Here is a 26,659-nt window from a genome sequence, read left to right as displayed (position 1 = left end):
ATATCTTCCCTTTCCATCACCAGTCCCTTATTTGGCGGTGACCGTCAAGGGAGCGTTTAACTTCAGATTCATTTCTGTATTGGGTTGAATGGCGATCAGATCGATGCTGTTTTGACCTAAGAAGGTTTGGATCAGGTTTAAGACGACACCAGCACCACCACCGATTAAGAGTTCTTCCGTGGCAATTGCCCGATCGCCCGTCACGGCAGAGATCGCAGCCGCTGCGGCTGTACCCAAAGCAGCATTTTTCACAAGATTGCCCACATTAACACCCTTACGCACGGTTTCGGTCGTGGTAATTACCTCTGAAGAGGCGTTAAGAGTTTTCTCTTGACCGTTGATCACGACCTTCTGTGCCACGAACTGGCTACCCCCTTGGTCTTTAACCGGACGTAATTCACCAATCACATCACTGCCAGCAGGAATCAGGACTCTACCGTCAGAGGTGGTGATATTAGCCGCTACCTTCACCGTCAAGGGTACAGTTTCGTCTTTGGTGACGAGAATTTTGTCGGCTTTAGCATACGTTACAGGAAGAGTCGTTCCTGCGGGAATCGTGACATCTGTTGCAACTTGCGGTGCATTAACGATGTAAGGGGAATTGATAGCTTGCACGTCTCCTGAACTCACAAGTGCTTGGTAGAGGAAAGCGGCTACCTCAGCTCTGGTTGCGTTCCGAACGGGATTGAGGGACTTCAGGTTAGGATAGTTCACCACAATACTTTTTTCGGTCGCAGCGGCGATGGGAGACCGGGCGAAGCTAGAAATACTTGAGCTGTCGTTGTAGTAACTTAAGACCGTGGAGACGGCTTGAGTGGGGGCGTAATCCAATCCATTCGCTAGCGACGTTAAGACTTGTTCGCGAGGAATATTCTGTTCCGGTCTGAAGACGTTACCGGGATAACCAGCTAAAAATCCAGTCGTGTAAGCGTCCTGAATGGCATCGTATGCCCAGTAGCGTGAGGATACATCAACGAAGTTAATCGCACTGCGAACTTTACCCTTATTAAACTCATTATTTGCTTTCCGCAGCATCGCCGCAAATTGCGCTCTAGTCACTTGATTATCAGGACGGAATGTGCCATCTGGGAATCCAGCGATGATATCCCGTTGCGCTAATTGGGCAATAAAATCCCGTGCCCAATAGCTGGATGAAACATCCGAAAAAGAGGTGGTTTGGGCAAAAGCAGGAGCAGCGGAAAAGATCGGTGCTACAGCTCCAGCGACGATTCCCAGAGCTAAAAAGGCGGCGGTTCCTGATTGCCAACGAGATAAGTTAGACATGTGAGGCGTTCTCCAATTTCGTTTGTCTTGTTGAGAAAATAGACCTGAGATGGCGATAAATGTTCCTAAAACTTTCCTAGTATAAAGTTTTGATGAATTTTACAGCAAAATGCTCAATTTCGCTGTTTTTTAGCTGAACCGTTGATGAAGTTCTTCATGTTCAAAGACGCCTAATCCGTTAATTAGTTGCCTTCTAAGAAAAATAGGTTCTTGTGTACAGGTATCGCCCTAGCGCATCAGAATATTAGACTAGGGGTCGTGAGTGGTTACCCTAATCCAATCCCCAGCCTCTAGCTTTCATCCTTAGATCGAAGAAAGAAGAAGATACCAAGGTGAGTGTATCGCTAGCCTCAAGGGTTAGGTTTGTTGGTCAATCCAGCGACGGTAAAGTTTTTGAATGGCTTTGAGGACGTTGTTTTGACGTGACTTAGGTGTTGTTCCACTATTGGGGTCGAGCAGTTGCAAGCGAGTTAAAAGTTTCGCTTCCTCTGTGGCTACCTCGCCATCGCTATAAATTAAGGCGCTTAGAGCTTCAATCAGGCGCTGATAATCTTCTGAACTAGGACGATCACCTAAATATTCTTTCATCCAGGCATAACACTCATCCGGTAAAACTGCCCTGAGTTCATACAATAGCGGCTGAATCTCCGGGTCATCGGCGACTCCTGTTTCTTTGGCAACTCGCTGAAGATACTCCCGTTCCTCTTGCTGAATTTTGCCATCAATCCAAGCTGCACCAATGAGAATCTTGACGAGTTGTTTGACCGTCGAATTGGCGGGCATGATATTTTCCTTTGACTATCTGCCCCTCTATCTTAGGTAGGGGTTTGCAGGAGCAATAGTCTCTGCCCTATACATTTTTTTTATCTCCCCTTCTCTTTGGCCGATTTTTCCAGAAATACGATGCTTCTCTTCTCATGGACAATGTGCAAGCTGCACCATAAAGAACCCATCCATCTGGTATCGGTGAGGCCACACTTTAAGCCAGCCTTGAGGTGTTGAGAAGGCTGCCAGTGCTGAATCAGGTGCGGGTGGTCTAATTTGCCATTCAGAATGACGCTCTAGAAAGGATTGAATCACTCCTTCGTTTTCCAGGGGATGTAAAGTACAGGTGGCATAAACTAAGATGCCCTCAGGCTTAACCCAAGTCGCGGCTTGTTCTAAAAGTTCTCCTTGCAGAACCGAAAGTTCCTGTACGGTAGCGGGTGTGACGCGCCAGCGAATATCAGGGCGGCGGTGTAGTGTACCTAACCCCGAACAAGGGGCATCGAGTAAAACGCGATTAGCCGAATCAGTGAATTGGGAAAAGTGGCGGCTGTCGCCTGTACAGATTTGAATGGACTGTAATTGCAAACGTTGAGTGTTTTCTTGCAGCTTTTTCAGGCGAGAGGCGGCGCGATCGCACGCCCAAATTGTTCCTTGATCGCCCATTAGTTCTGCGATATGGGTGGTCTTACCCCCAGGTGCCGCGCAGGCATCAATCACCACTTCACCCGCTTGAGGGTTCAGAAGATGACTCACCAACTGAGCGCTACTATCTTGAACAGTCCACCATCCCTCACGGAATCCAGGTAACTGTTGAATGTTACCTGCGCCCCCCATGACTCGTAACGCTTGGGGGAGTTGGGGAATACGCCGAACCTCAACTCCCGTCGATTGCATCGCTACCTCAACCTCCTCAATGGATACCCGCATGGGATTGACTCGAAGGTCAATGGTGGGCGTTTGGTTCAACCAGGCACACAGTTGTTCAGTCTCATCTAATCCCAACTGTTCCTGCCACATCTGAATCATCCAGTCAGGAAAGCTGTGCGACACCCCCAATCGTTCTACGGGTTCCGTGGGTAATTGTAAGGGGTCATTGGATTGGGGATTTTGTGGTTCTGGGCTGATTGAGGGATTGGAGACGGTAGAGGCTGTTGCTAAACGCTCATATTGCCGCAACAACCCATTGACGACACCCGCCAGTCCTTTAAATCCATTTTCTTTAGCAAGCTCAACGGTTGTATTGACCGCTGCACGGGCGGGAATGTGCTTTTGATACCGTAACTGGTATAAGCCAATATGGAGGATTGTACGGAGCTCTGGAGGCTGCTGGTGGGCTTTTTTCTTACCGAGTTGATCGATTAAGCTGTCAAGGGTGCGCTGTCGTCGGACACTTCCATAAACTAGCTCTGTAGCTAAACCTCGATCCGCACTACTTAATGACGTATCTCGCAACACCCGATCCAGGGCAATATCGGTGAAAGTGCCCCGCCGTTGGATATCGATGAGCGCTTGAAAGGCCAACTGGCGAGGATTGTGCATGAGAATTTTTTGAGATTGAATAGGTGATATCCCCCAACGCCGCCTTTTATTAGGGTGTGGGGGCACACAGAGGTTCAACCTCATTTTAAAGATAGCGATCGCCTCTTTGGGACAGTACCCTGTGGACAATCGCTTCTGGTAAGAAAATCACTGTTGAGATGGGTTGGCTGCTAAAGTGGGTTCCATGTTAACAGCGACCAGTAAGTTGTCTGTGTCTTTGGCTATTTCTAACCAGATGGCTTGCAATACCGCATCTCTATCTAGTCCCGCGCTGATGTAAGACAATTCTTCCCCTTCAATGGCATCCTGTACAGCGGCGGCGAACTCAGGGTATTTAACAAACAGCTTTTTCAGCACATTGTCTCGACATTGGAGCATTTCGTTGTAACCTCCAGCGCGATCGCACTGCATAAACTTGAGAGCTAATTGGTGCCCATCTACAACAGATTTTACAGATGCGACGGTTTTGGGGTCACCATAAACTTTATCAACAATATTCTCTAAATCGATCAGGTCTTCTTTGTATTCTTTGGGATTAATGCCATCATCCCTTTCAATTTTAATTCTCATCACTCTCACCTCCTCAATGGCTGCTTTTAAAGAAGTTGTGAGGATAGGTACAGACACAGGTGCAGCGATGGGTTCTGATTGCCCCAAAGAAGAGTGTCCATAAGATAAGCGCATTCCTAAAGAGCGAGCCTGACAGCCAAAGCAGAGGATAGATAAAGTTAAGGGGAGTGCTAGCTTCTGTAATGACATAGGGATTTTAAATCAACAATCATTAGAAGGAACTTTTTACAGCGCTGCACCCCTCTTTATGGTTGTAGACTCTAGCAGCTTGACATTCAGAGCTACTGAGAGTATTAGTACTTGAAGTCTATGTAACGATTTTTTACACAACTTCTCCACTAATCTAACTTGCCTTGGTGAATAATTTGTGAATGTCTTTTGTGTAGGAGATTACAGATAAATTTTTTCCCTCAAAAGACTTCAGACAAACTTATATGTGTTGACAATGCAAGGGCATTTTTCTATTTAAATATAGATAATCTTTGTGAGTTTTCTTGGGCAGAAACACTAAAGTAGGATGGCACAAATAACTCACCCGATCGCAACGGAAACCAACCTAGAAAGTATCAGCCATCTGCCCTCTGCCATCTGCCGTCTGTCCTCGTATGAGCTCCGGTCTGCCTTCTAATCCTCGCTACATTGAATCTCGATATTTTTGCAGCAGTTGAGGAATATAGTCATAGCCATCAACACCAATAAAGGCAATAATTTTTGATCGCTCTTGCTCCAATAAGGTTTGGAACACTTCGGCACCCAGTTGACCCTGCAAAATAGTGAGTAAGCCAGCCGGTTGACGCCAATCACTAGAACCTATTTGCTCTAAAAGATAGGCACCTAAGCTACCGGTGTAGAGGGTTTGAGCCAAGTTTTGTAAACTGTAACAAGCTTGGGCGAGGTAGGCTAAATTGACCCCTTGTAGATACAAATCGCCGGAAATTTGAGCGGCTTGCCAACCTTGTTCAAGGTAGGTAATGGCTTTTTGAGGCTGTTCAATCACAACATGGGCAATGCCCAAACTACTGAAACATAGGGATTGACTCTGTTGGGAAGCATAACCACCTCCAAGGGAATCGCCCAATCGTGCTAACAATTGCAGACTTTGTTCTAGATAGTGAATTGCTGTTTCATAAACTTCTGATTCTAGCTGTGCCTGCTCTTTGGCTTGAAACACCTCACTGTAGCCTAAATTGGTCAGGGCGTTGGCTTCTCCTAACCGATCTCCGGATTGACGAGAGAGAATTAATGCTCTTTGAGAGTAGTTAATCGCTTCAGCGTAATTTTTTTGAGCGACACAAATTCGGCTTAAATGATTGAGATTGGCAATCTCACAAATCCGATCGCCCGCACCACGAGCAATCTCTAGTGCCTGTTGATGAAAAGCCGTAGCCCGATCATATAAACCTTGAGCTCGTAACGAATAACCCAACAAGGTTAAAATCCGCGCTTTCTCCTGAGTCCCTTCAACTTGCCGCAAGGGTTCATCTAGATAATTCAGGGCATCCCGCAAAGAGTTCCCATTTAAAGAGGCAAAAACGCCGCCGTAAAGGGGGAAATAGTCCCGTTGGGCAAAAGCACGGAGAATTTGCAGAGACACCTGAAAACACCCATTGATCAGTACCTCGCGTTCAGCCAGGGTAATCGCCTGACTCAAGGCGTTGGCTAATTGCGACCAAATAACGGCAAAAACGATAAAGGTAGAAATCGACAGCTTGGCTCCCATTTTGGAGTCATAGACCATTTTGTCGAACCAAGCGACCAGTCCACGCTGCAAGCACTGGAGAATGACAGCCAATTCCACCCAGCTACTCAATTCTAAACTTGGCTGTTGATCGACCCATTCATGCAGGGATTGATTTTGTGCGATCGCTTGAAACAAGGACTTGGGTAGGGGGCTATTCACTTGTTTCGCCCATACCGCCCAAGGGCCGCGTTGTTCGGGCAGTCCTTCAAATCCCAAACCTTGATTTTGGTCGTAAATCCAACTGACGACATAATCTTCCAAGCGCTGCCAGGAGGTTAAACCTGCGGTGATACCTTGGGAGAGTTGTTGCAATTCTTGAGCCGTGTCCGGGTCAGAACTCTGTTGAGCTTGCTGCTGTAAGTCCTTCCCTAACTGGGCGAGTTGTTGTAAGTTCAGCACTTGCTGCCGATTGGGGTCGATGACTCGCAATAAAGCGGTGAGGCGTTCGCTGGAGTCAACCGTAGTAATGGCTTGAACCGCACCTGTAAGAGCCTGTGAGGTGCGCTTTTTCTCCTGTACCCGTTCCCATTCACCACTCAGGGTTTTCAGTGCCCTGAGACTGCGGATGGCTTTAGCTTGCTTCATTTCGCTGACGGGGTTATCTACCTGCTGCTGGGTGGCGTTCATCTGTTCGTCCAAACAGCGATCGAAGATTTCGCCCGTCCCGGTGCTGACTCCTTGTAACAGCATTTGATAGACCTGCTCTTTAGAGCGGATCTTTCCTTTGAGGGTCGCTTGCACAATTTCGTCGATTAACTCGATGTATTGATCGCGCAATGGCCTGGAGTCCGGCATCAGGTCTTACCTCACAAACAGCTGGCTTTTCTCAACCTTAACAGCACGTCGCTACTCACTTTGGTGGGGAGCAGGACACTTTTAATTTTTAGGCTGCTGCGTCGGTAAGCAAACCCTGAACACACTGCCTTTGCCTAACTCTGATTGAAGGTCTAGGGTTCCTTGGTGGGTTTCTACAATTCTTCTAGAAAGATGCAAGCCTAAACCACTGCCCGATCGCTTGTGGCTGCCTTGGCGAAACCGCTCGAAAACCATCTTTTGGTCGTCTAGGGCGATACCAGGGCCTGTGTCTTCCACTTCGATCAGCAACCAGGAGGTTTTAGGGTCATTGGGATCAGGACTATTACTCAGCCGAACCTCAATGGAACCTGTATCTGTAAACTTGATCGCATTCCCGATCAGGTTGGTGAACACTCGGTGCAATTCTAAGCGATCGCCAACGACTTTCGTGTTGACTTTTTCCCCAAAATTGGGCTTGAGAGAGAGTTGTTTTTGTTCCGCTAGAGGAGAAAGTTCTTGGATAACTTCTTCAATCACGGTTTTGATCTCAACCGGTGAGAAGCACAATGTCTTACGACCGGCCTCATAACGATAGACTTCTAGCAGGGTATTGACCATGGCTAGTAAGTTACGGTTGCTGCGAGCCATCGTGACGATCGCTTCTTCCATCCCCGGTGAGAGTTCTCCTAGCGCTCCTTGTTGAAATAGCATCAACATCCGCTCTGCGGCTACAATAGGTGTCCGCAAGTCATGAGCCATCCAGGAGACAAATTCTTCGCGCTGACGGGCAATTTGTTCGCGTTCATCGATCGCATGTTTCAGACGCAGGAGCGATCGCACGCGTGCCAATAATTCATCGACTTCTACTGGCTTACGAATAAAATCATCTGCACCCGTGTCTAATCCCCTGACTACGCTAGGGCCTTCAAACGCCGTAATCAGCAAAATCGGCATAAACGGCGACTGTTGATTTTCCCGGATACGCTTGGTGACTTCATAGCCATCCATCCCCGGCATCATCACATCGAGTAGTACCAAATCCGGTGGGGATAGCTCAATCTGTTTTAAAGCCGTCCGACCATCCTCGGCTAGGGTTATGGCATACCCCTCCTCTTCTAAAATCGTCTGAACAAGGAATAAATTATCCGGAGAATCATCCACAACCAAGATGTGGTCAGCTTTAGAGGAATGGGACACAACCGAAGGATTCATGGGAAAGTTGGTGCTTAATAGGTTTAGCTAAACTATTTTTTTTTGTTTCTTTTGTATCTCTTAAGATTTTTCCTTTTTGTCGCTTAAGCTGCCTCATCCCCCCGAATGATTATTCTCATAGAATTAGTCCTATCAGTAGTTGCTCAATTTCTCGGCTTGTTTATATCTTCTCCTGATTTGTATTCAATTTGTTTTTCCAGGAGTGTCAGAGTTGCGTTTGCCACAATTTTTTAAGTAAGGGCAGGGTTCTGTCAAGCTTCACTGGCAAGCATCACCCCAACGTTTTTTCAGTTTTTTCACTGTACGGAGGTGCAAACCTAGGAGGCTTAGCAAGATTCTCATAAAAATTAAGTATATCTACATGAGTCTCTTGTTTTTACCTCTATTCACAGGACAAGCGATAACGGCTATATGTCTATCCCGTTTTAAAAATTTATATTTTGTACTGACTAGTGCAAGAAGGCAGTTCGAGTAGTGTTCTCCGTAGGAGTAGACAGGAGGACGTTCGGCGAGCTCAGTCAAGCCGCAGAAGGGATATTGGTTGTACAGTAAGCTTTTTGACTTTTTTGAATGGGTGGGGTACTTTCGCCGCACTGCACTAGCCAAAATTTTTTGACTTTCCAGAGAAAGTGCTGATACCGAGTTGCGTTCAAACGTAGTATTTTCTCTCCTCCTTGTCCCCCTTGTCTTCTTTGTCTCCCTATCTACTATCTTTAACTGCAACTTGGTATGAAACGCCGCTATGGGGGATTGTTGGAGACAAGGCAAACAAGGAGAAGAAATGGCTTCTCCAAGTAACCTTAGCTGTTTCAATCTTCTGGCAACATAGGGCTTATTTCCCCCAGAGGAAGATAGCCGATCCCCAAGTCAGTCCCGCACCAAAGCCAGCCGTCGCAATTAGATCGCCCGATTGAATTTTGCCCTGCCGTACCGCTTCATCCAAGGCAAGGGGAATCGAAGCGGCGGAGGTGTTGCCATAGCGGGCAAGATTACTGAGAACTTTCTGGGTTGGAATTTTGAGGCGTTGGGCAACTGCATCGAGAATGCGCTGATTTGCTTGGTGCAACAACAGCCAATCTATTTGTTCTGCGCTTAAGTTGGCTCGGAATAGGGCTTTTTCTATTACTTCCGGCACCTTTTGTACCGCAAAGCGATAAACTTCTTTGCCGTTCATCGTGATGGGCCCAAAATTGCCTTGGGCTACGGCAATATCCTTGACAATTTCCTTGGGTTGTGCGTTGTAAGTGAGTTGCAGGGAATGATTTTGAGTCCCATCACTGCGGATTTCAAAGCCCAAAAAGCGATCGCTTTCATTGGCTTGCATTACAACCGCCCCAGCGCCATCACCAAACAAGATGCACGTGCCCCGATCAGACCAATTCACCCAACGTGAGAGAATATCGGCACCGATGAGCAGGACATTTTTGTAGACGCCTGTGCGGATAAATTGAGCCGCTGTCACCATCCCAAAGACAAATCCAGAGCAAGCGGCGGTCATATCAAAGGCAACGGCTTTTGAGGCTCCCAGAAGGCTCTGAATTTGGCAGGCTGTGCCAAATAGGTCGTCTGGCGTGGAAGTCGCCAGAATAATTAAATCCAGGTCTGTGGCGGCAATTTGAGCCATGGTTAGGGCATTTTGAGCCGCTTGAGCTGCGATCGCACTCAGACGAATTTGATCATCCGCCAGACGCCGTTCCCGAATTCCCGTCCGGCTGGTAATCCACTCATCCGAGGTTTCCACCATTCGTTCGAGTTGTGGGTTATCGAGAATCACGTCTGGTGTTGCAGAACCGCTTCCGGTAATGGCAATACCTGCCCCTAGTTGATTCAACACACTTCTCCCTCAGTAGCTGGGATGTTTACAAAATTAGGGCAGCCTCGGTCAGGGGTAACGATTAACCAACCTGAATCGAGACATCCTGAAATAGGAGCATAATTTAACAGACTACCTGCCAAGGGTTGACTGCTCACGACTCACTCCTCTGTGGTACTCGCTGCTGATTGCTGCTCACCTTGAAAATCCTTGGACTGAATCCGCGCCAGTACTTGATTATCAATCGCTTCTTTGGCTAAGCGAATCGCGTTAAAAATGGAAGGAGCTTGAGAGCTACCGTGACTAATAATACAAACGCCTGCGACCCCCAAGAGTAACCCTCCACCATGTTCTGCATGGTCAATCCGCTGCTTAATCCGCTTCAGGTTGGGTTTGAGGAGTGCTGTCCCCAATTGACCCTGTATGCCTTGAGGCAGTTCCTCTCGCAGGATTTGCAGCACAATCTCACCGACGGCTTCAGCAAATTTGAGTAACACATTACCCACAAAGCCATCGCAGACAATGACATCAAAGCGACCGGAGAGAACATCTCGCCCTTCCGCATTGCCAATAAAGGTAATTCGGGGGTTTTCTTCCAGCAGTTGATGAGTGCGGACGGCTAAATCATTCCCTTTCGTGGATTCTTCTCCAATGTTCAGGAGTCCGACTTTGGGTTGCTCCATGCCTAACACGTACTGACTATATACCGAACCCATCACGGCAAACTGCTCTAGATACTTGGGACGGCTATCGACATTCGCCCCTACATCTAGGACAATCACAGGCTTACCCGCCACCAAAGTAGGAAATACCGCGCCAATCGCAGGACGGTCAATGCCTTTAAGACGTCCCAATCGCAGCAATCCCGCTGCCATTGCGGCACCCGAATGACCTGCGGAAACCACTGCATCAGCACGTTTTTGCTTGACCAAATCCATTGCCACGTTAATCGAGGCTTTAGGTTTCCGCTTCAAGCTCACCAAAGGCTCCTCATGCATGGCAACGACATCCTCTGCTGGAACTATTTCCATCTGAGAGGAACTGGTATGTTGTTTCAGTGAGGATTCAATCGCTTGAGGGTCACCTACTAGCAAAACCTCTACGCCCAGCTCTGCTTGTGCCCTAATAGCACCAGCAACGATTTCGTCAGGGGCATGATCCCCTCCCATAGCGTCAATTGCGATCCGTGCCGTCGTCGATGCCATTACTCAAAGTGATAGAAACCTTAAAAATTTTACCAGAAGCCCCCCACTCAACATTAAACCTGATGTAATCTGCCTGACACTCCATCAAACAGCATGAAGAAGACTTTTCAGGATTGTCATCGACTCTTTAAAATGAAGCACCAGGTAAGAGGGATAGGAATGGTACAACGATTAGGTGCTGGCATATTAGCCTCGGGAATAGCGGCTCTAGTCCTAAAGCTTGTGGGGGGTCAACCGGCGACAGTGCTGACGGCCCAAGCCCTGGAGTGGCAGAATATGCCTTTGTTTGACCGCATGGCACTGCCCGACCCAGCCACTGAAACGATTATGAATCAGTACTTGCAAGGATTGAGCGCTCAAGGTGCCGTGGCACGTCATCAAGGGGTCTGGATTCAATCGGACATAGCCGTACTGGCGAAACACAAAGACCAAGTGCCCCTGCCAGCGGCTTCATTAACGAAAATTGCCACAACCTTGGCGGCTTTAAAAAAATGGGGGCCGGATCATCAGTTTGAAACTCTCGTGAGTACCACAGGCCCGATTCAGAAGGGTGTATTACAGGGAGATTTGGTGATCACGGGCGGCGGTGACCCCTTTTTTGTTTGGGAGGAAGCGATCGCATTAGGGAATAGTCTCAATCAGTTGGGGATTCGTCAGGTCAAGGGAAATGTAGTGATCGAGGGCGATTTCTACATGAACTACCAGGAAAACCCAGCACTTGCCGGTCAAGAACTCCGACAAGGACTAAACTCCAAGCTTTGGACACCACGAGGCTTTGTCTATCGACATGCCATCATGCCGAAAGGAACGCCAAAACCGCAAGTGGCGATCGCTGGAGGCATCAAAGTGTCAAGCTTTCCCATTCCCAAAAAAATCTTATTAATCCGCCACCGCTCACTTTCCCTGACTCACATCCTCAGGGAAATGAACATCCACAGCAACAACAACATGTCAGAGATGTTGACCAAAACGATGGGGGGTACTGAACAGAGAAATAGACTGGCGGCAAAATCAGCCAATCTCTCCCTGGACGAACTACAACTGGTTAACGGTTCTGGATTGGGTGTGGAGAATATGATTTCGCCCCATGCGGCCTGTGCCATGCTGATGGAAGTTCACCGCTTTCTACAGCCCTACAAACTCAGTGTGATGGACGTGTTTCCAGTTTCGGGGCGCGACAAGAATGGAACGATGTATGGACGGCACATCCCCCTAGGAACGGCGATTAAAACCGGAACGCTCAATACGGTGAGTGCCCTAGCGGGTGTGATTCCGACACGCGATCGCGGATTGGTTTGGTTTGCCATCATTAACCGGGGTGGCGATGTGAGTGGCTTTCGCAAGCAGCAAGATATTTTTCTTCAGCGCTTGGTAGAACAGTGGGGTATCCAACCCATCAACGCCACTACCCCTCCCATCCAAAATCTTCTCGGCGAATCCAAGCGCAATGAAAAAATTTTCGGTATTCGGGCACAGCTCAAAAAAGGCTAACGTTTGACGTTTTGGGAGTACTTAGGCTTTAGAGGAGGTGGCTGGATTCACTTGACTAAGGAATAATTTCCGTCACCACTCTGCTGCCAGCGCCCCCTGTAACAACAATGCTTTGGTCTTGAAGCCTCCCGACGGCTGTAGGGCCCGTCGTATTAAATGGTGGATTAACTTGTTGATAAATCACATTACCCGACGCTTGAACATTCTGAGTTGGCATATCCCACTTCATCTGATTGGCGAAAACTTTAGCTTGATTTTTGCTGCCAATGGCTTGAACGCCGCCTGTCAAATTCGCCACTTTTTGTTTTAAATCAACGTGTCCTTGGTTAGCGGTGAGGATAATATTTTCTTTCTGTTGGACAATCCTGACTGGCTGATCGGAAACGACTGTTTCAGCCTTAACGTTCCAGATAGCTGAATTACTCGACATCAATAATGGTGGGTCAAGCGATGTTAGTTGAATATTTTGATTGAGTGTAACAATTTTGGTTTTTAGATCGACTTGAGATTTATCAGCTTCCACTCGGTCGGTCACAATCTTGGCTTTGTAGCGATCAATCCAAATGCGTTTTTCGCCATTGGTTTTTTGTTCTTTGATTTGCCAGACTAAATGCTCTGTTTTCATCTGCAAATCGGGGTCTTTCGAGATAGCGGCGACCTGTCCAAGGAGTTCTGCCTGCTGCTTGCGAGTGAAGTATCGCCCTTCTTTTGCTGTTGCTTGAAGTTGGGGATGATTGCCCTTCAAGTTATTGCGAACGATTAATAAATCTTCTTTGGGATACCACTCTAAATCATCGCCTTTAAACACAGCACCATTGCGGGTATCGGTAGCGGTAATCTGGCCTTTGAGCAGGACAATCTTACCATCTTGACGGATTTCACCACTTGCTGCCGATACCTGCAAAACCACTTTTCCATCTTGGTATAAGTCACCTGTTGGCTGCTCAATTCGAGCAATTTTTTTGTCTTTGCTGTAAGTGGCTTGTTTGGCCTTCACTTTCCAGAGAGGGCGACCCTTTTCATCGGCTTGGTCTAGGGTAATATTTTTAAAGACTAGGCTTCCTTCAATATCTGTTGCAGCAGTATCTTGCTTTATTTTCTTTTCTGTACGGGTGGCGTTATTACAGGCTGATAAGAAAGTGAATGTCAACAAGCACAGGGTAACAGAAATAGAACGTTTTAAGCTCACAAACATGGGGGTGGGCGGCTTTTAATCCAGGCTCTTAGTCATTAGTCATTTGTTCTTGGTTATTGATTTTTGAGTTGTTAGTTGACTTCGACTCAATCACTAATAACTATGACCGATAAACAATGAATAATTGACGAATGACTAATAACCTATGACTGATTGATTATTCTTCCTGCTCATCCATACCGATACCCGATAAAGGACGGTAAACGTAGGTTGAGGTGGCGCGAGGTGTCTTTTGGATACTTTCTTTGATGTTATCCAGATCGATGTAGCGATCGGCTACGTTAATCAGGCTATCACTGGTCATGGAGCGTAGACTGACAACCTCAACACGAACTCCCCGATAGCTAACCGCATCTACGGCATAAGCTAAATCCCCATCACCACTGACGAGAACGGCTGTGTCGTAAGAACCAACCAGCGCCATCATATCTACAGCAATTTCTACATCTAAATTCGCTTTTTTAGAGCCATCGGGTAGCTGTACTAAATCTTTGGCAATCACCCGATAACCGTTACGCCGCATCCACAGCAAAAAGCCTTGCTGTTTTTCGTTGGTACGATCAACTCCTGTATAAAAAAAGGAGCGCAACAAACGAGAACCGGCGGTTAATCGAACCAGAAGCTTAGTGTAATCAATTTCAATTCCCAGTTGGAGAGCGGCATAAAACAGATTTGATCCGTCAATGAAAATGGCAACACGACCGCGATTTTCTAAAACTTGTTCAGGTGTAAAAACTGGATCATTACTAAAGTTATTCAACATATTTGTTATACCTCGATTTGTTATGTAAAAAAAAGATTGGTGCCTCCTTTCCTCACAATCAGAAGATGTGTCAACCGCCCAGCAGCTTATTCCCAAGACGACGGCACAAAATTACGCTTGTTCCAGTCGTGCAAAAACGGGCTTCGGCTCCCCTAAGCTCTGATGAGCGGGTAAGGTTCCCCAAGCGGCATGAGTAGAATAGGTTGCAGAATCTTTAATGAGAGTTTTTTCGTTAAAGTCGATTGAAAAGCCAAGCTGCCGATAAATTTCGGTACTGATGCTAGGAATAATCGGTGATAAGAGGTAGGCTGCCAGTCTAACTGATTCCAACACGGTGTACAACACTTTTCCCACTGCTGGCAAGTTCCCCTGCTTATATAAGCTCCAAGGCGCTTGATCATCAATGAATTTGTTACCGGCTCGAATCAGAGTAAAGATCTCCCGACAGGCTTCCCCAAACGCTAAGGCTTCATAGGAGCGAGCAACACGTTCACTCAATTCCCAGCCAATGGCCTTAAGGGGATTATCAACTAGAATTTCTTCTTCTTCTTCATCTTTAACTTCTGGTACACGAGAATGGCAATACTTCTGTACCATTTTTAACGTTCGGTTGAGTAAGTTACCCAAATCGTTCGCTAAATCAGCATTGACGATATCGATAAAACGGGTTTCATTGAAGTCCCCATCCTTCCCAAATTCAATCTCTTTGAGAAAGTAGTAGCGAATCGCATCTGCACCGTACCGATTGACTAACTCAACCGGGTTCAGGGTATTACCAAGGCTTTTCCCCATCTTCTGACCATCCTTTGTAAGAAAGCCATGTCCAAACACATGCTCCGATACTGGTATCTCTGCTGACATTAACATTGCTGGCCAGTAAACCGCATGAAAGCGCAGAATGTCTTTACCAATGAGATGCAAATTGATCGGCCACCACTTCCTTAAAGCATTCTCTAGCGTGGGTTCCTGATCCGGATCAAGCAAGGCTGTGACGTAACCGAGCAAAGCGTCAAACCATACATAAATGGTATGGTTCGGGTCTACCGGCACCGGGAAGCCCCAGTCCACATTCACCCGCGAAATCGAGAAATCCTGAAGTCCCTGCCTAACAAAACTTAAAACTTCATTCCGGCGACTTTCCGGTTGAATAAAATTGGGTCGCTCTTGATAAAGAGCTTCGAGCTGGCTTTGATACTTCGATAAGGCAAAAAAGTAGTTTTGCTCATCTCGCCACTCGGCTTCTTTATTCGGATGAATCGGGCATCGATGTTCTGCCAACAAATCCCGCTCTTCTTTGAATTCCTCGCAGGAGACGCAGTACCAACCTTTTTGTTGACCCAGATAAATGTCGCCTTTGTCCCACACCCTAGAGAAAAATTCTTTAACGATTGAAGCATGGCGGGATGCGGTGGTGCGGCTAAAGCGATCGTACTGGATATTGAGCTTTTGCCACAGCTCCTCAAACCCAGCCGCTATCTGATCACAGTGAACTTGAGGCTCAACCCCATTACTTTGAGCCGTGCGCTGAATCTTTTGTCCATGCTCATCCGTGCCGGTAATTAATAACACGGATTTGCCTCGCAACCTTTCAAACCGAGCCACCGCATCCGCCGCCATTGTTGTATAGGCGCTACCGATATGGGGTAAGTCGTTGACGTAGTAGAGAGGCGTTGTAATCGTAAATGTGTTTCTACTGATATCGATATGACTCATCTGAGTGTTAGAAACGCCCTCACTTAAATTACTGGTAGTTTCTAGTGTATTGCTACGGATATAGATTGAGTGGCTACCTGAGCTTGCCAGCTTTACGTAGTACTTCTCTAATAAAAGTATTACCTTATACAGATAATCAAACGCTTTTACCTAAATATTTAGATTTTCTTAATAAAACGATCAAATATAAAAAAATAATTAATTATTAGTATCATAGTTCTCCTTTTCGAGGTGTGATTAATCCGGTCTACTTTTTGCTGAGTTGCTGCCAGGAACAACTAAAAATGCCCTGAATTCTACCTTAAGGCATTTGTCAAAACTTTACATTGCTTTGTATTGTAAAGAAATATTAAGGAATGGTACAAGTGATGGCTTCAACTCATGTCTTCCGATAGTCCACTTCAAATTTCTCGATCGCTCCTAGCGGCCATGGGAACGCAGATGTTCGTCTACCACGAGGATCGCATCCCTGAGGATTCAGCCGTTGTGGTGGTAAGTAACCATCGTGGCTTCATGGACGCCCCCCTGTTGATGGCAGCCTTAGGGCATCCTCTTCGCATTGCTTGTCATCATTACATGGGGCAAGTGCCCATGTTGCGAGAATTTATCACGCAAATGGGTTGTTTTCCGCTGCAAGAACCCGAATATAGGCAGCAGGCTTTTTTTGAACAGGCAACTGGGCTACTCCAACAACATCAGTGGGTGGGAGTATTTCCAGAAGGCGCTCAACCCATGGTGCATTTGACTGAGCCTGATACCTTAGGGAAGTTTCACCGAGGCTTTGCCCACTTGGCGTTACGGGCTCCCGTCAGGGATTTAGCCGTATTGCCCGTAGCGATCGCCTCTTTGGCAGAAACCACAACCTCTGCCGTGCCACTGCGCTGGTTACGTCTGTTTGATCCATCAGAACCCCTATTTGCACAACCAGGTTTGCATCCGATGGTGATTCATCGTCGTGTGGCAGTCTTAGTTGGGCATCCCTATTGGATTACGGCAAAACATCGGCAACAGTATCAAGGCAAACAGGCTAAAGCAGCGGTTAACGAACTAGTTACTACCTGCCACGATGAAATTTCTAAATTACTTTATCAAACATTTCAACGCGAACGAATGTTTTCTTGAGGTGAGAAAAGTCGCGTTGTGATTTTTTTGCTTCAATAGTCATCGGGATACCATTAGGAATTTAGCCATGCCACCAGTGAAGAGCCGTCCTTGTTTTTTGACACCAGGACGTGTCAATTCAAACTACCCCTTATTTGTGTTTCTACCCGGGATGGATGGGACCGGTCAACTCTTGCGATCGCAGACGAAAGGGTTAGAAACCGCTTTTGATGTCAGAGCACTAGCTATTCCTCCAGATGATTTGAACAACTGGGACGATCTCGCAGATCTGGTGGTGAACCTTGTGGAAGAGGAACTCAAAAAGAAAACCTCCCGTTCCGTTTATCTGTGTGGTGAGTCATTCGGAGGCTGTTTAGCTATAAAGGTTGCCTTAAGTGCGCCCCATCTTTTTAAGCGAATTATTTTAATCAACCCAGCCACCTCTTTCAATCAACGCCCTTGGTTACGCTGGGGAGCTCAATTGAATCGCTTGATACCCGAATTTTTGTATGGAGTCTCGTCACTTGCACTCTTACCCTTGTTATCCAATTTAGCCAGAACCGCGCCGCGCGATCGCCGTGCGCTGCTGGATGCCATGCAATCGGTACCCGCCAAGATTGCCAATTGGCGCATCTCCATGGTGACCGAGTTTGATGTACAAGAAACACAACTCAGACGCCTAACCCAACCCGTCCTCGTGATTGGAGGTGCCGCCGATCAGTTGTTACCCTCGGTACAGGAAGCTGAACGCCTAGTCAACAGCCTACCCAATGCTCAAAAGGTCATCCTACCCAATTCGGGGCACGCCTGTCTGCTGGAGACAGACGTTTGCCTTTTTGATTTGATGAAAGAGCAAAACTTCTTAGAAGCCTCGGTGCCTAACCAAGAAGCTCAATCTGTTTTAATTCCAATTCCGATGGCTGATTAGCTCACACAACAATCCGATGTTCTCAAAAACGATCAACGAAACCGATCCGGATTTAAGCGAGGGTTTGATCGCACAGGGATGCTTCTTCTCAGCCTAGATCCCGTACCCCCATCGGCTCGGTCTAAGAACGGTCGAAGATTGATGTTACCCGAAGATTGACTTGGATTGTTGTCAATGCCTAGAGCCGATAGACCTTGGTTTAACACCTGATTGAGCAGTTGTGAACCCCTGTCCCCCGCGACAAACGTGTTCACGGCGTCCGTTCGCTCACCCGTATCGGCAATGGTTAAGTTTTGGAAGACACGATTGCGGGTTAATTCTGGGTCTTGTCCCGGAGGCACTGTGAGTACAATTCGACAAGATGAATTCTTTTGGGTGGTCACACAGACGGTATTGTAATTATTCTCAACGGCATTCCGCATTTCCACTAAACCATCGGGTCGATACAATTCCAAGCGTCGGCTAATCTCATTACAACGGAGTTCTGGCGTCCAGCCACCCCCTAAAGCCCCAGGAGTTGCCCAAGGATAAGCTTGATTCGGTTGGCTTTCGGGATGATACATGACTGTGTACTGACCATTCACCTGCTTACAGGTAAAGCGAGGCTCTTGAGAGGATTTAATCTCTGAATCGGGTGCAGAATCTTGGGATTGTGTGTCTTCCTCAACATCCTGAGCCAAAATGGTATGCTGGGACAATTGAGATGGATCGGTTGTGGCTGCCTGGTTATGAGTTAAGGCCAAGGCATTACCACTCGCTAGTAGAATAGCGACACTGGCTGACCAACCAACACCCTTAAACAGCAAAGGCTTCAAACTGGAATTTCGAGTAAACTGTTGTGGCGTCATTGCTTCAAACCTCTAAAATTCGGTTAAAGATGCGGCTGCCCCTGATTTGCTCAAAAAGACTCGTTTGAAGTGCGATCAACGAGGGTTGTGTGCATAGCCCCACATCGCATCCCAGAGCCAAAAGCGCAAATGCGCTGGTATATTATATTCGCATCATAGCCTCTGTCCCTTCACAAAGCCTACTACTCTTGCCAAAATCAAGGCTCAAGAGTATGCTTTTGCCGTCCTGGTTGTTTGAGCAAAAGCTTTCTCAGCTTATCAGCCAAAACCTGTCTGATTAGATGAGTTAATTTCACAAATCTTTACCATTGGACTCAGGTATTTTATACTACCAAAGGACGGTAGAAAGGAGAAAAAATAACGATGTCGGAGGCCCAGAAGCCACTGACGGTTCCAAAGGAATTCCTGGGTCCTCCCGGTGAATTTAACCCAACGTTAATCATGTTCTTTACCGCGATCGCGTTGGTTGCCTTTTCCACCTGTGGTTACTGGCTCTGGAATTGGCCTGATCCATGCTGTTTTGCCCTAAATGTCTTGGCTTTGCACATGGTGGGAACAGTAATTCACGATGCTTCTCATAATGCAGCTCATCGCAATCGAGTGATGAACGCGATCATGGGACATGGAAGCGCCTTAATGTTAGGCTTTGCTTTCCCTGTATTTACGCGGGTTCACATTCAGCATCATGGGAATGTGAATGACCCCCAAAATGACCCCGATCATTTTGTCTCCACAGGGGGACCACTCTGGTTAATCGCTGCTCGCTTTTTTTATCACGAAATCTTTTTCTTTAAGCGTCGGTTGTGGCGTAAATATGAATTGTTAGAGTGGTTTTTAAGTCGTTTATTTGTGGCAACTATTATCTATATTGCTTGCCAATATGGATTTTTAGGTTATATTCTCAATTTTTGGTTTTCACCCGCTTTAGTGGTGGGTTTAGCCTTGGGATTATTTTTTGATTATTTGCCCCATCGACCGTTTCAGGAGCGCGATCGCTGGAAAAATGCTAGAGTCTACCCTAGCCCAATTTTGAATTTACTCATTGGTGGACAGAATTACCATTTAATTCATCATCTGTGGCCTTCTATTCCTTGGTATAAGTATCAAGGAGCCTACTATGCCGTTAAACCTCTTCTCGACCAAAAGGGTTGTTATCAATCTCTGGGATTGTTAGAAGGCAAGAAAAGTTTTTGGAACTTTGTTTACGACATTTTCTTAGGGATTCGGGTTCACAAAAAATATCCAGAGAAAAAATTGGAAGAAGTGAAATCCTAATACTTGTTATCCGTTAGTTGTTAGTAACCCTTATCAAATCAAATTTCGTTTCAGGTCTAACAACTAACAAAGAATAACAAATTATGCAGCCGGAGGCATTAGCGGCGAGATTGAACAGTAGAAGGCACAGTTCGACTGATTTGAGCTAAACTCCAATCCGGTCGTAAATTTTTAGCTCCACGTAGATAGGGGTGGTAAATCTCCATTTGAGAGACAGGGGTATTGACGTGGATTAAAAACCGAATACAACGCTTCAGACTTCCTTCCACATGCATTTGCTGAACATCGAGTAAAGCAACATTCTGCCAGTGAGGACGCTCTCGTGCGATCGCGGCGGGAAAGATAGCATCTAAATCTTGTGTGGTTGTAAAGATCGCACTGATCATTTCATCTGGATCAAGTCGATTTCCAGTTTCTAGTTCATCTAATAGTTCTGTCACAGCTTCTCGAATTGCCTCGACTGTGTTTGCCGAGGCCGTTGTTGCCCCACGAATCGCCCGAACTCGCCACTCCACCTATTACATCCTCCAATTTTCCATCTTGAACTTTAGATTTCAGAGCGCTCTCAAATCTAAAATCCTGCTTAAGGTCGATATAACCACAACGGCTGACCGCTGGTAGATAGTTCAAACTCTAACCAATCTATCCCAGATGATAACCCTGATACCATCTGAGTACGACTACCTGAAAGCAGACGGTTCAAGAACGGTTTCGGTTCTTCGATGGTGTAGCACTTGGTTTTTTCCGGGTCAAGACCTGCAAGTTCGGCGGCCCAACGACGGGCATCTTCTTCTGTGCCGAGGCGGTCAACGATGCCAAGTTCTACCGCTTGCTGACCTGTAAAAATGCGACCATCCGCAAACTTTTTCACCGCTTCTACAGCTAGATTTCGTCCTTCTGCAACGGTTTGGACGAACTGCTGATAACTGGTATCAATCAATTCCTGAAGAATATGCTTTTCTGGCTCGGTCAGTTCCCGGTCAAACGCCAAAATATCTTTATAAGGGCCGGACTTAATCACTTTGAAGGAAACTCCGACTTTTTCTAACAGGCGTTCCAGGTTGTTTCCGCGCAAAATGACCCCAATACTTCCAGTAATCGTACCGGGGTTCGCTACGATATGCTCGGCACCCATACCGATGTATACTCCCCCAGACGCCGAGATATTGCCGAAGCTGGCGACGATTTTTACCTTTTCTCGCAGTCGCTTGAGTGCGTAGTAAATTTCTTGGGAATCGCCCACGGTACCGCCAGGACTATCAATCCGCAACAAGAGGGCAGGAAACTTCCTCTCTTCCACTGTTTTCAGGGCTTCCAGTACCCGTTTGCGTGTGCCACTTGCGATCGCACCAGTGACTTCAATTCGAGCAATTTGTTTACGAGAGTTGGGCTTAAAAGGCCAGGGCATGAGTATTTAAGTCTTTTGAATTAAAAATTAAACAGGTAAGCCTGATCATCCGCAGACGGGATATCTTCTAGTTTGCACGATCCACCTCAGTTTAGGGTTTTGTCAGGCTCCATACAGCAATCAGTAGCAGGACTGGGGATAATGAGTTTGTATCATGTTCTTAACACAATAAAATAATTCAGTAGAATTATGTAAAGAAATATAAAAATATCGTTGAGCCTCTCATTGTTGTTAAGCGTAACCCTCGGACTACCTTATGCAGATAAAAACAACGAATATCCAATCTCCTTTAGCCGTCTTGTTGCTAATCGCTCCCTTTTTCTTGTGGGGAACGGCAATGGTCGCGATGAAAGGCGTCATCCCCCACACAACTCCTCTGTTTATGGCAGGGGTGCGTTTAGTCCCAGCCGGTGTTTTAGTATTGGTGGCGGCAACGATGATGGGGCGTCCTCAGCCGAAAAGTTGGGCGGCATGGCTGTGGATTAGCTTGTTTGCCTTGGTGGATGGGGCGCTATTTCAGGGATTTCTCGCCGAAGGATTGGTGAGAACGGGAGCAGGCTTAGGTTCTGTGATGATTGACTCTCAACCCTTAGCTGTAGCCCTGTTGTCAGGGTTACTGTTTGGTGAAGTGATTGGATTATGGGGATGGTTAGGACTGGGGTTTGGAGTTTTGGGAATTAGTCTGATTGGTTTGCCAGATCAGTGGATTTTCACCCTCTTCCAAGGTGGTTCCCTGACTTTAGATATGAGCTTACAACAGCTATTTCAGAGTGGAGAGTGGCTGATGCTGTTGGCTTCGCTGTCGATGGCGGTGGGGACGGTGATGATTCGATATGTGACGCGATATGCTGACCCTGTGATGGCAACCGGTTGGCACATGATTATCGGTGGATTACCCTTATTTGGGCTTTCTGGGATTTGGGAATCTCAACAGTGGGTGAATATTGACGTATCAGGTTGGGCGGCATTGGCTTATTCAACCCTTTTTGGGAGTGCGATCGCCTACGGTCTATTTTTCTATTTTGCCTCCAGTGGAAATCTTACGAGTTTGAGTTCCCTAACCTTTCTCACACCTGTATTTGCCCTGTTGTTTGGTAATTTGTTTTTGTCAGAAGTCCTGAGTCCCCTGCAATGGGTGGGTGTCAGTTTGACGCTAGTTAGTATCTATCTGATCAATCAGCGTGAGGTAATATCCCAGAAGTTACAGTCTATCTTCCAGCAACCGGCTGAGATTGAGAGTCAGAACCGAGTGGTTGCATCCATGAACCCAAGTGAACCTATTTTAGATAACTCTGATTCTGTGACTTTGGCACAAATTCCCGTCAAACTTCAAGAACCAGAGGCGGAAATGCTTTCCAATCGCTAGAACATCTGACTTTTTTAACCCCCAATGGGTGTGGGTCAAAGTGGCGAAACACCTTTTTTTATCGGTGTCACGCGGCGTGTATCTGCGATTTCCCATCTATATCAATACAAATGAATGCCCATTAATCCAACGCCTAAAAAGTCCCTCAGGCTACTCTTTGTCTCTAACCCCATTGGCCCTTTAGGTTCAGGATTAGGAGGTGGCGTTGAGCTCACCTTACGGAACATTGCCACAGAACAAATACGGCGGGGTCATTCCCTAACGATTGTTGCTACCAAAGGGTCTACCGCTTGGGGAATGCCGCTGGTTGAAATTGCTGGAAATCCACAAATCAGCGCTCAAACTCAAGGACGAGACGCACCCATCATCATCCCTGCGTCTTCGGTGTTGGCAAATATGTGGGATTATGCGCGACAGGTGCAAACCGACTATGACTTAATTGTCAACTTCGCTTATGATTGGTTACCGTTCTACCTGACGCCCTTTTTGACGATTCCCGTTGCCCACTTAGTCAGCATGGGTTCGTTGACGGAGGCGATGGATGGGATAATTGAACAGGTCGTTACCCAGTTTCCCGGTACCATTGGCGTTCACTCCCTAGCACAGGCAGAAACCTTTAGCTTTGCCAACCGTTGTCGGTGTGTGAAAAATGGGATTGATCTGTCGTTTTATGACTTCTGTGCTGAACCCGCGCCTTGGATTGGGTGGGTGGGGAGGATTGCGCCGGAAAAGGGGTTACAAGATGCCGTAGCTGCCTCCGAGTTAACCGGAATTCCCCTCAAAATTATGGGGTTCCTGCAAGACGAACTCTACTGGCAACAGATTTTACAAGATTATCCCAACGCTCCTGTACAATACGAAGGGTTTCTCTCCACGGATGAGTTACAAAAGCGCTTACGCCAGTGTCGAGCGCTGTTGATGACGCCGCGTTGGGTGGAAGCGTTTGGCAATGTAGCCATTGAAGCCCTGGCTTGTGGTGTGCCGGTGATTGCCTACCGACGTGGTGGGCCGGCTGAAATTGTGGAAGATGGGAAAAGTGGGTTCTTAGTAGAGCCTGATTCGGTGGAACGGTTGGTTGATGCATTGGAAAAATTAGATACAATTGACCGCCATGCTTGCCGCCAAAGGGTAGAAGCGGAATATTCTAATCAAGCGATGGGCGATCGCATGGAGCAATGGTTCTCAGATATTTGCAGTAAAGTGAATAAGCTTTAGGGTGATTGTTCATAAGGAATCTTAACGGCTTTAAGGAATCCAAAGTAGATTGTCATCCTCCTTAATCCGTTCAAAAAGGTTAAAAAGCTTAGTGTACAAGCGTCCTTACCTTCTGCCTTCTTTCTACTCCTACGGAGAACGCTACGCGAACTGCCTTCTTGCACTAGTGCAGAAACATGACCCTGAGTTGAGTTTTTCGCAACCAGCTTCTTTTGTTTGTTGTAGGTCGTGCTGTAACCTGTAGTGGAGCGTCCCTGATTATCCAGAGCAGGATGATACAGAGTATAAAGGTGGAAATCTCTCAACGTACCCTTTAAGGCAGTGAAGGTTACCTGCTGGATTAAAGTATTACGGTTGGGGTCGGTAAAAATTGTTTTTTGAATTTGGTCCAGGCGATTTTTAGCCGTATTCGTGATAGTCCAAGAGAGCGAATGTAAATTATTTAAAGTAACCTGATGAGTAGTATCCCGCTTTTCTTCATCAACCCAGGTATGATTCGCATCCCCTACTAAAAATTGCCAGTCTACTGTAGCTGGTGTGTCTACTTCAGGGTAAAATACCTCTCCGAGGATGCCGTCAAAACCTGTAAACCAAACTTGGGAAGTGGGATTAGCGGCAGTGCCAAGGACGGTGAGATTTGCGGGCGACCAAGTTGGACAAATCCCTGGATGACCAAAGGCTTCAACACCCTTGAGACCAACTGGGAAAAAAATTTGATGGGTCAGGGTGAATATAATCACCACAATAGTAATGAAGACAATTCCCAACCAATTAAATTTCTTCACAGATTTCGGAAAATAAATAGCAGACTAGGCTGTTTCAGCCTAACAAATTCTGTTGCTGCTCCCATTGAGGAGCAATTGAAAACACCTCTTGAGAGAGCTCCCATCAAAGCAATAGCGAGGAGAGTAGACAATCATTACAAAACTCAGTTGACCAACGCTCCCACACAGGACAGCCGATTCATGAATGAACAATTAATTAATGCTTTATTAGAAGACTTGAAAAATCCTGACGAGGACGTTCGCAATCAGGCAACAGAAGAACTATGGCGTATCTGGTTTCAGCAAAAGGGACAATATGGGTTTGAGCGCCTCGAACGTAGTCAAACTCTGTTTACTGCCGGGAATGTGAAGCAGGCTGAAGCGTTGCTCACCCAACTGATTGACGATCTCCCCGATTTCGCCGAAGCCTGGAATAGACGCGCTGTTCTTTACTACCTCCTAGGAGAATATCAAAAGTCGCAGGCGGATTGCCTGGAAGTTCTCAAGCTCAATCCAGTTCATTTTGGCGCACTGCATGGTCTGGGTTTATGCTATGCCGCCTTGGGACAGTATAGAGCCGCCATCCAAGCGTTTCGCAAAGCTCTAGCTATTCAGCCTTATGCTTTGGTCAATCAAAAATTGATTCTCGAATGTACCGCGCGGTTGAGTTAACAGGAATGACCCATCATAATCGACTAAGCCAGCGACCCCCTGCGCTGAAACCCGGAGATTTACTGCGAGTGATTACTCCCAGTGGAGCCTTACGAGAGTTCGAGGCGTTCCACAAGGGTGTGGAAATTTGGCGCAGCCAGGGGTACAGAGTTGAACTCCAACCCCATTGGGATGCCAGGGAAGGTTATCTCGCAGGGAAAGATAGCCAACGACGCCAGCAATTACAACAAGCTTGGCAAGACCCCGAATGTCGTGGCATTCTCTGTACCAGGGGTGGCTATGGCAGCGCCCGACTTCTAGAAGACTGGACGTGGTCTTTAGAAACTCATCCCTCCCCCATCCATAAGTGGTTGATTGGCTTTTCGGATATCACAGGCTTGTTGTGGAGTCTCTATGGATCTGGCATCTGCGGGGTGCATGGGCCAGTTTTGACCACCCTCGCCGCAGAGCCTGAGTGGTCGCTCCAACGGTTGTTTGACTGTGTGGAAGGACGCCCCCTCGAACCCTTGTCAGGCGTTGGCTGGGGGGGTGGAACAGTGAGGGGGATTCTGTTACCCGCCAATCTCACCGTTGCCACTCACCTCTTGGGAACCCCTGTACAACCCCCGCTCGCAGGGGTGATTCTAGCCTTAGAAGATGTGACAGAAGCGCCTTACCGCATCGATCGCATGTTGACTCAGTGGCGGATGAGTGGTGCATTGAAAGGGGTTCGAGGCATTGCTTTGGGGCGTTTCAGTCGCTGTGAGCCACCCAAAGATATACCGAGCTGGACTGTAAAAGAAGTATTGCGCGATCGCTTAAGTGACCTGGGTATCCCCATTGTCAGTGACCTCCCCTTTGGTCACGAAGGTGCTAATGCGGCTCTTCCTGTAGGGCAACCGGTTGAACTCGATGCTGACGGGGGTACCCTGACTTGGGGTGAGGAGATGTTCCAAGCTGTTACAAAGAGCTAAGGGGCGAATTTAGCTTGTTTTTCGCCATTCTTTCCTGCTT

The 26,659-nt window shown here is 47.0% G+C and carries 23 protein-coding genes; 8 read left to right on the top strand and 15 right to left on the bottom strand.

Going from position 1 to position 26,659, the window contains the following annotated elements; translation table 11 throughout:
• Positions 1-27: 27 nt before the first annotated feature.
• From MIC7113_RS17825 to plsX, 8 genes are all read right to left on the bottom strand, one after another.
• Positions 28-1,284, bottom strand: a complete 1,257-nt coding sequence (locus tag MIC7113_RS17825; RefSeq protein WP_015183562.1) for an S-layer homology domain-containing protein — start codon at positions 1,282-1,284, stop codon at positions 28-30.
• Between the two features lie 357 nt (positions 1,285-1,641).
• Entirely contained in the window at positions 1,642-2,067 is a 426-nt protein-coding gene (locus tag MIC7113_RS17820) for a tellurite resistance TerB family protein (protein ID WP_015183561.1), read from the bottom strand.
• 132 nt (positions 2,068-2,199) lie between these two features.
• A complete protein-coding gene (locus MIC7113_RS17815; RefSeq protein ID WP_041780113.1) occupies positions 2,200-3,591 on the bottom strand; it encodes a 16S rRNA (cytosine(967)-C(5))-methyltransferase in 1,392 nt (463 codons plus the stop codon).
• 147 nt (positions 3,592-3,738) lie between these two features.
• A complete protein-coding gene (locus tag MIC7113_RS17810) occupies positions 3,739-4,350 on the bottom strand; it encodes a hypothetical protein (protein ID WP_015183559.1) in 612 nt (203 codons plus the stop codon).
• Positions 4,351-4,795: 445 nt separating this feature from the next.
• Complete coding sequence (locus MIC7113_RS17805) at positions 4,796-6,697, bottom strand: tetratricopeptide repeat protein (RefSeq protein ID WP_015183558.1); 1,902 nt, start codon at positions 6,695-6,697, stop codon at positions 4,796-4,798.
• Positions 6,698-6,778: 81 nt separating this feature from the next.
• The gene (locus MIC7113_RS17800; RefSeq protein WP_015183557.1) at positions 6,779-7,909 is read right to left on the bottom strand and encodes an ATP-binding response regulator; all 1,131 of its coding nucleotides are present in this window, start codon (positions 7,907-7,909) and stop codon (positions 6,779-6,781) included.
• A gap of 832 nt (positions 7,910-8,741) precedes the next feature.
• Positions 8,742-9,740, bottom strand: a complete 999-nt coding sequence (locus tag MIC7113_RS17795) for a beta-ketoacyl-ACP synthase III (RefSeq protein WP_041780970.1) — start codon at positions 9,738-9,740, stop codon at positions 8,742-8,744.
• Between the two features lie 143 nt (positions 9,741-9,883).
• Entirely contained in the window at positions 9,884-10,927 is a 1,044-nt protein-coding gene (gene plsX / locus MIC7113_RS17790) for a phosphate acyltransferase PlsX (protein WP_015183555.1), read from the bottom strand.
• Positions 10,928-11,086: 159 nt separating this feature from the next.
• Between plsX and MIC7113_RS17785 the strand changes: the two genes are divergently transcribed.
• Positions 11,087-12,418 (top strand): D-alanyl-D-alanine carboxypeptidase, encoded by a 1,332-nt coding sequence (locus MIC7113_RS17785; RefSeq protein WP_015183554.1) that lies wholly within the window; start codon positions 11,087-11,089, stop codon positions 12,416-12,418.
• Between the two features lie 55 nt (positions 12,419-12,473).
• On the opposite strand, the gene lptC is transcribed toward MIC7113_RS17785, so the two are convergent.
• From lptC to metG, 3 genes are all read right to left on the bottom strand, one after another.
• Complete coding sequence (lptC, locus tag MIC7113_RS17780) at positions 12,474-13,613, bottom strand: LPS export ABC transporter periplasmic protein LptC (protein WP_015183553.1); 1,140 nt, start codon at positions 13,611-13,613, stop codon at positions 12,474-12,476.
• Positions 13,614-13,770: 157 nt separating this feature from the next.
• Positions 13,771-14,376, bottom strand: a complete 606-nt coding sequence (locus MIC7113_RS17775) for a LabA-like NYN domain-containing protein (protein WP_015183552.1) — start codon at positions 14,374-14,376, stop codon at positions 13,771-13,773.
• A 111-nt stretch (positions 14,377-14,487) separates the two neighbouring features.
• Positions 14,488-16,089: a methionine--tRNA ligase gene (gene metG / locus MIC7113_RS17770; RefSeq protein ID WP_015183551.1), complete on the bottom strand. Its 1,602-nt coding sequence runs from the start codon at positions 16,087-16,089 to the stop codon at positions 14,488-14,490.
• 381 nt (positions 16,090-16,470) lie between these two features.
• On the opposite strand from metG, the gene MIC7113_RS17765 reads away from it, so the two are divergent.
• Together MIC7113_RS17765 and MIC7113_RS17760 are read left to right on the top strand one after the other, a co-directional pair.
• Positions 16,471-17,211: a lysophospholipid acyltransferase family protein gene (locus tag MIC7113_RS17765; protein WP_015183550.1), complete on the top strand. Its 741-nt coding sequence runs from the start codon at positions 16,471-16,473 to the stop codon at positions 17,209-17,211.
• A gap of 67 nt (positions 17,212-17,278) precedes the next feature.
• Positions 17,279-18,118: an alpha/beta fold hydrolase gene (locus tag MIC7113_RS17760; protein ID WP_015183549.1), complete on the top strand. Its 840-nt coding sequence runs from the start codon at positions 17,279-17,281 to the stop codon at positions 18,116-18,118.
• Positions 18,119-18,150: 32 nt separating this feature from the next.
• Here the strand turns inward: MIC7113_RS17760 and MIC7113_RS17755 are convergent, their stop codons facing one another.
• A complete protein-coding gene (locus MIC7113_RS17755; protein WP_015183548.1) occupies positions 18,151-18,966 on the bottom strand; it encodes a COP23 domain-containing protein in 816 nt (271 codons plus the stop codon).
• Positions 18,967-19,329: 363 nt separating this feature from the next.
• Here MIC7113_RS17755 and crtR point away from each other — a divergent pair, with 363 nt between their 5' ends.
• Entirely contained in the window at positions 19,330-20,241 is a 912-nt protein-coding gene (crtR, locus tag MIC7113_RS17750) for a beta-carotene hydroxylase (protein WP_015183547.1), read from the top strand.
• Between the two features lie 98 nt (positions 20,242-20,339).
• On the opposite strand, the gene aroH is transcribed toward crtR, so the two are convergent.
• Both aroH and sppA read right to left on the bottom strand, forming a co-directional pair.
• Positions 20,340-20,756: a chorismate mutase gene (aroH, locus tag MIC7113_RS17745; RefSeq protein WP_015183546.1), complete on the bottom strand. Its 417-nt coding sequence runs from the start codon at positions 20,754-20,756 to the stop codon at positions 20,340-20,342.
• 68 nt (positions 20,757-20,824) lie between these two features.
• On the bottom strand, positions 20,825-21,649 hold the full coding sequence (gene sppA / locus MIC7113_RS17740; protein ID WP_015183545.1) for a signal peptide peptidase SppA: 825 nt from the start codon (positions 21,647-21,649) through the stop codon (positions 20,825-20,827).
• 256 nt (positions 21,650-21,905) lie between these two features.
• Here sppA and MIC7113_RS17735 point away from each other — a divergent pair, with 256 nt between their 5' ends.
• Together MIC7113_RS17735 and MIC7113_RS17730 are read left to right on the top strand one after the other, a co-directional pair.
• Entirely contained in the window at positions 21,906-23,015 is a 1,110-nt protein-coding gene (locus MIC7113_RS17735; protein ID WP_015183544.1) for a DMT family transporter, read from the top strand.
• 114 nt (positions 23,016-23,129) lie between these two features.
• Positions 23,130-24,230 (top strand): glycosyltransferase family 4 protein, encoded by a 1,101-nt coding sequence (locus MIC7113_RS17730; RefSeq protein ID WP_015183543.1) that lies wholly within the window; start codon positions 23,130-23,132, stop codon positions 24,228-24,230.
• Here the strand turns inward: MIC7113_RS17730 and MIC7113_RS17725 are convergent.
• On the bottom strand, positions 24,227-25,015 hold the full coding sequence (locus MIC7113_RS17725) for a glycosyl hydrolase (protein WP_015183542.1): 789 nt from the start codon (positions 25,013-25,015) through the stop codon (positions 24,227-24,229). The genes MIC7113_RS17730 and MIC7113_RS17725 overlap by 4 nt on opposite strands.
• 180 nt (positions 25,016-25,195) lie before the next feature.
• Between MIC7113_RS17725 and MIC7113_RS17720 the strand changes: the two genes are divergently transcribed.
• Both MIC7113_RS17720 and MIC7113_RS17715 read left to right on the top strand, forming a co-directional pair.
• Positions 25,196-25,666, top strand: a complete 471-nt coding sequence (locus MIC7113_RS17720; RefSeq protein WP_015183541.1) for a tetratricopeptide repeat protein — start codon at positions 25,196-25,198, stop codon at positions 25,664-25,666.
• Positions 25,667-25,671: 5 nt separating this feature from the next.
• On the top strand, positions 25,672-26,619 hold the full coding sequence (locus MIC7113_RS17715) for a S66 peptidase family protein (RefSeq protein ID WP_041780969.1): 948 nt from the start codon (positions 25,672-25,674) through the stop codon (positions 26,617-26,619).
• Positions 26,620-26,659 lie beyond the last annotated feature (40 nt).

The sequence above is a fragment of the Allocoleopsis franciscana PCC 7113 genome, from assembly GCF_000317515.1.
GTDB lineage: Bacteria > Cyanobacteriota > Cyanobacteriia > Cyanobacteriales > Coleofasciculaceae > Allocoleopsis > Allocoleopsis franciscana.
Note: the sequence above shows the minus strand (reverse complement) of the source record. Positions and strands in the feature narration are given on the sequence as shown.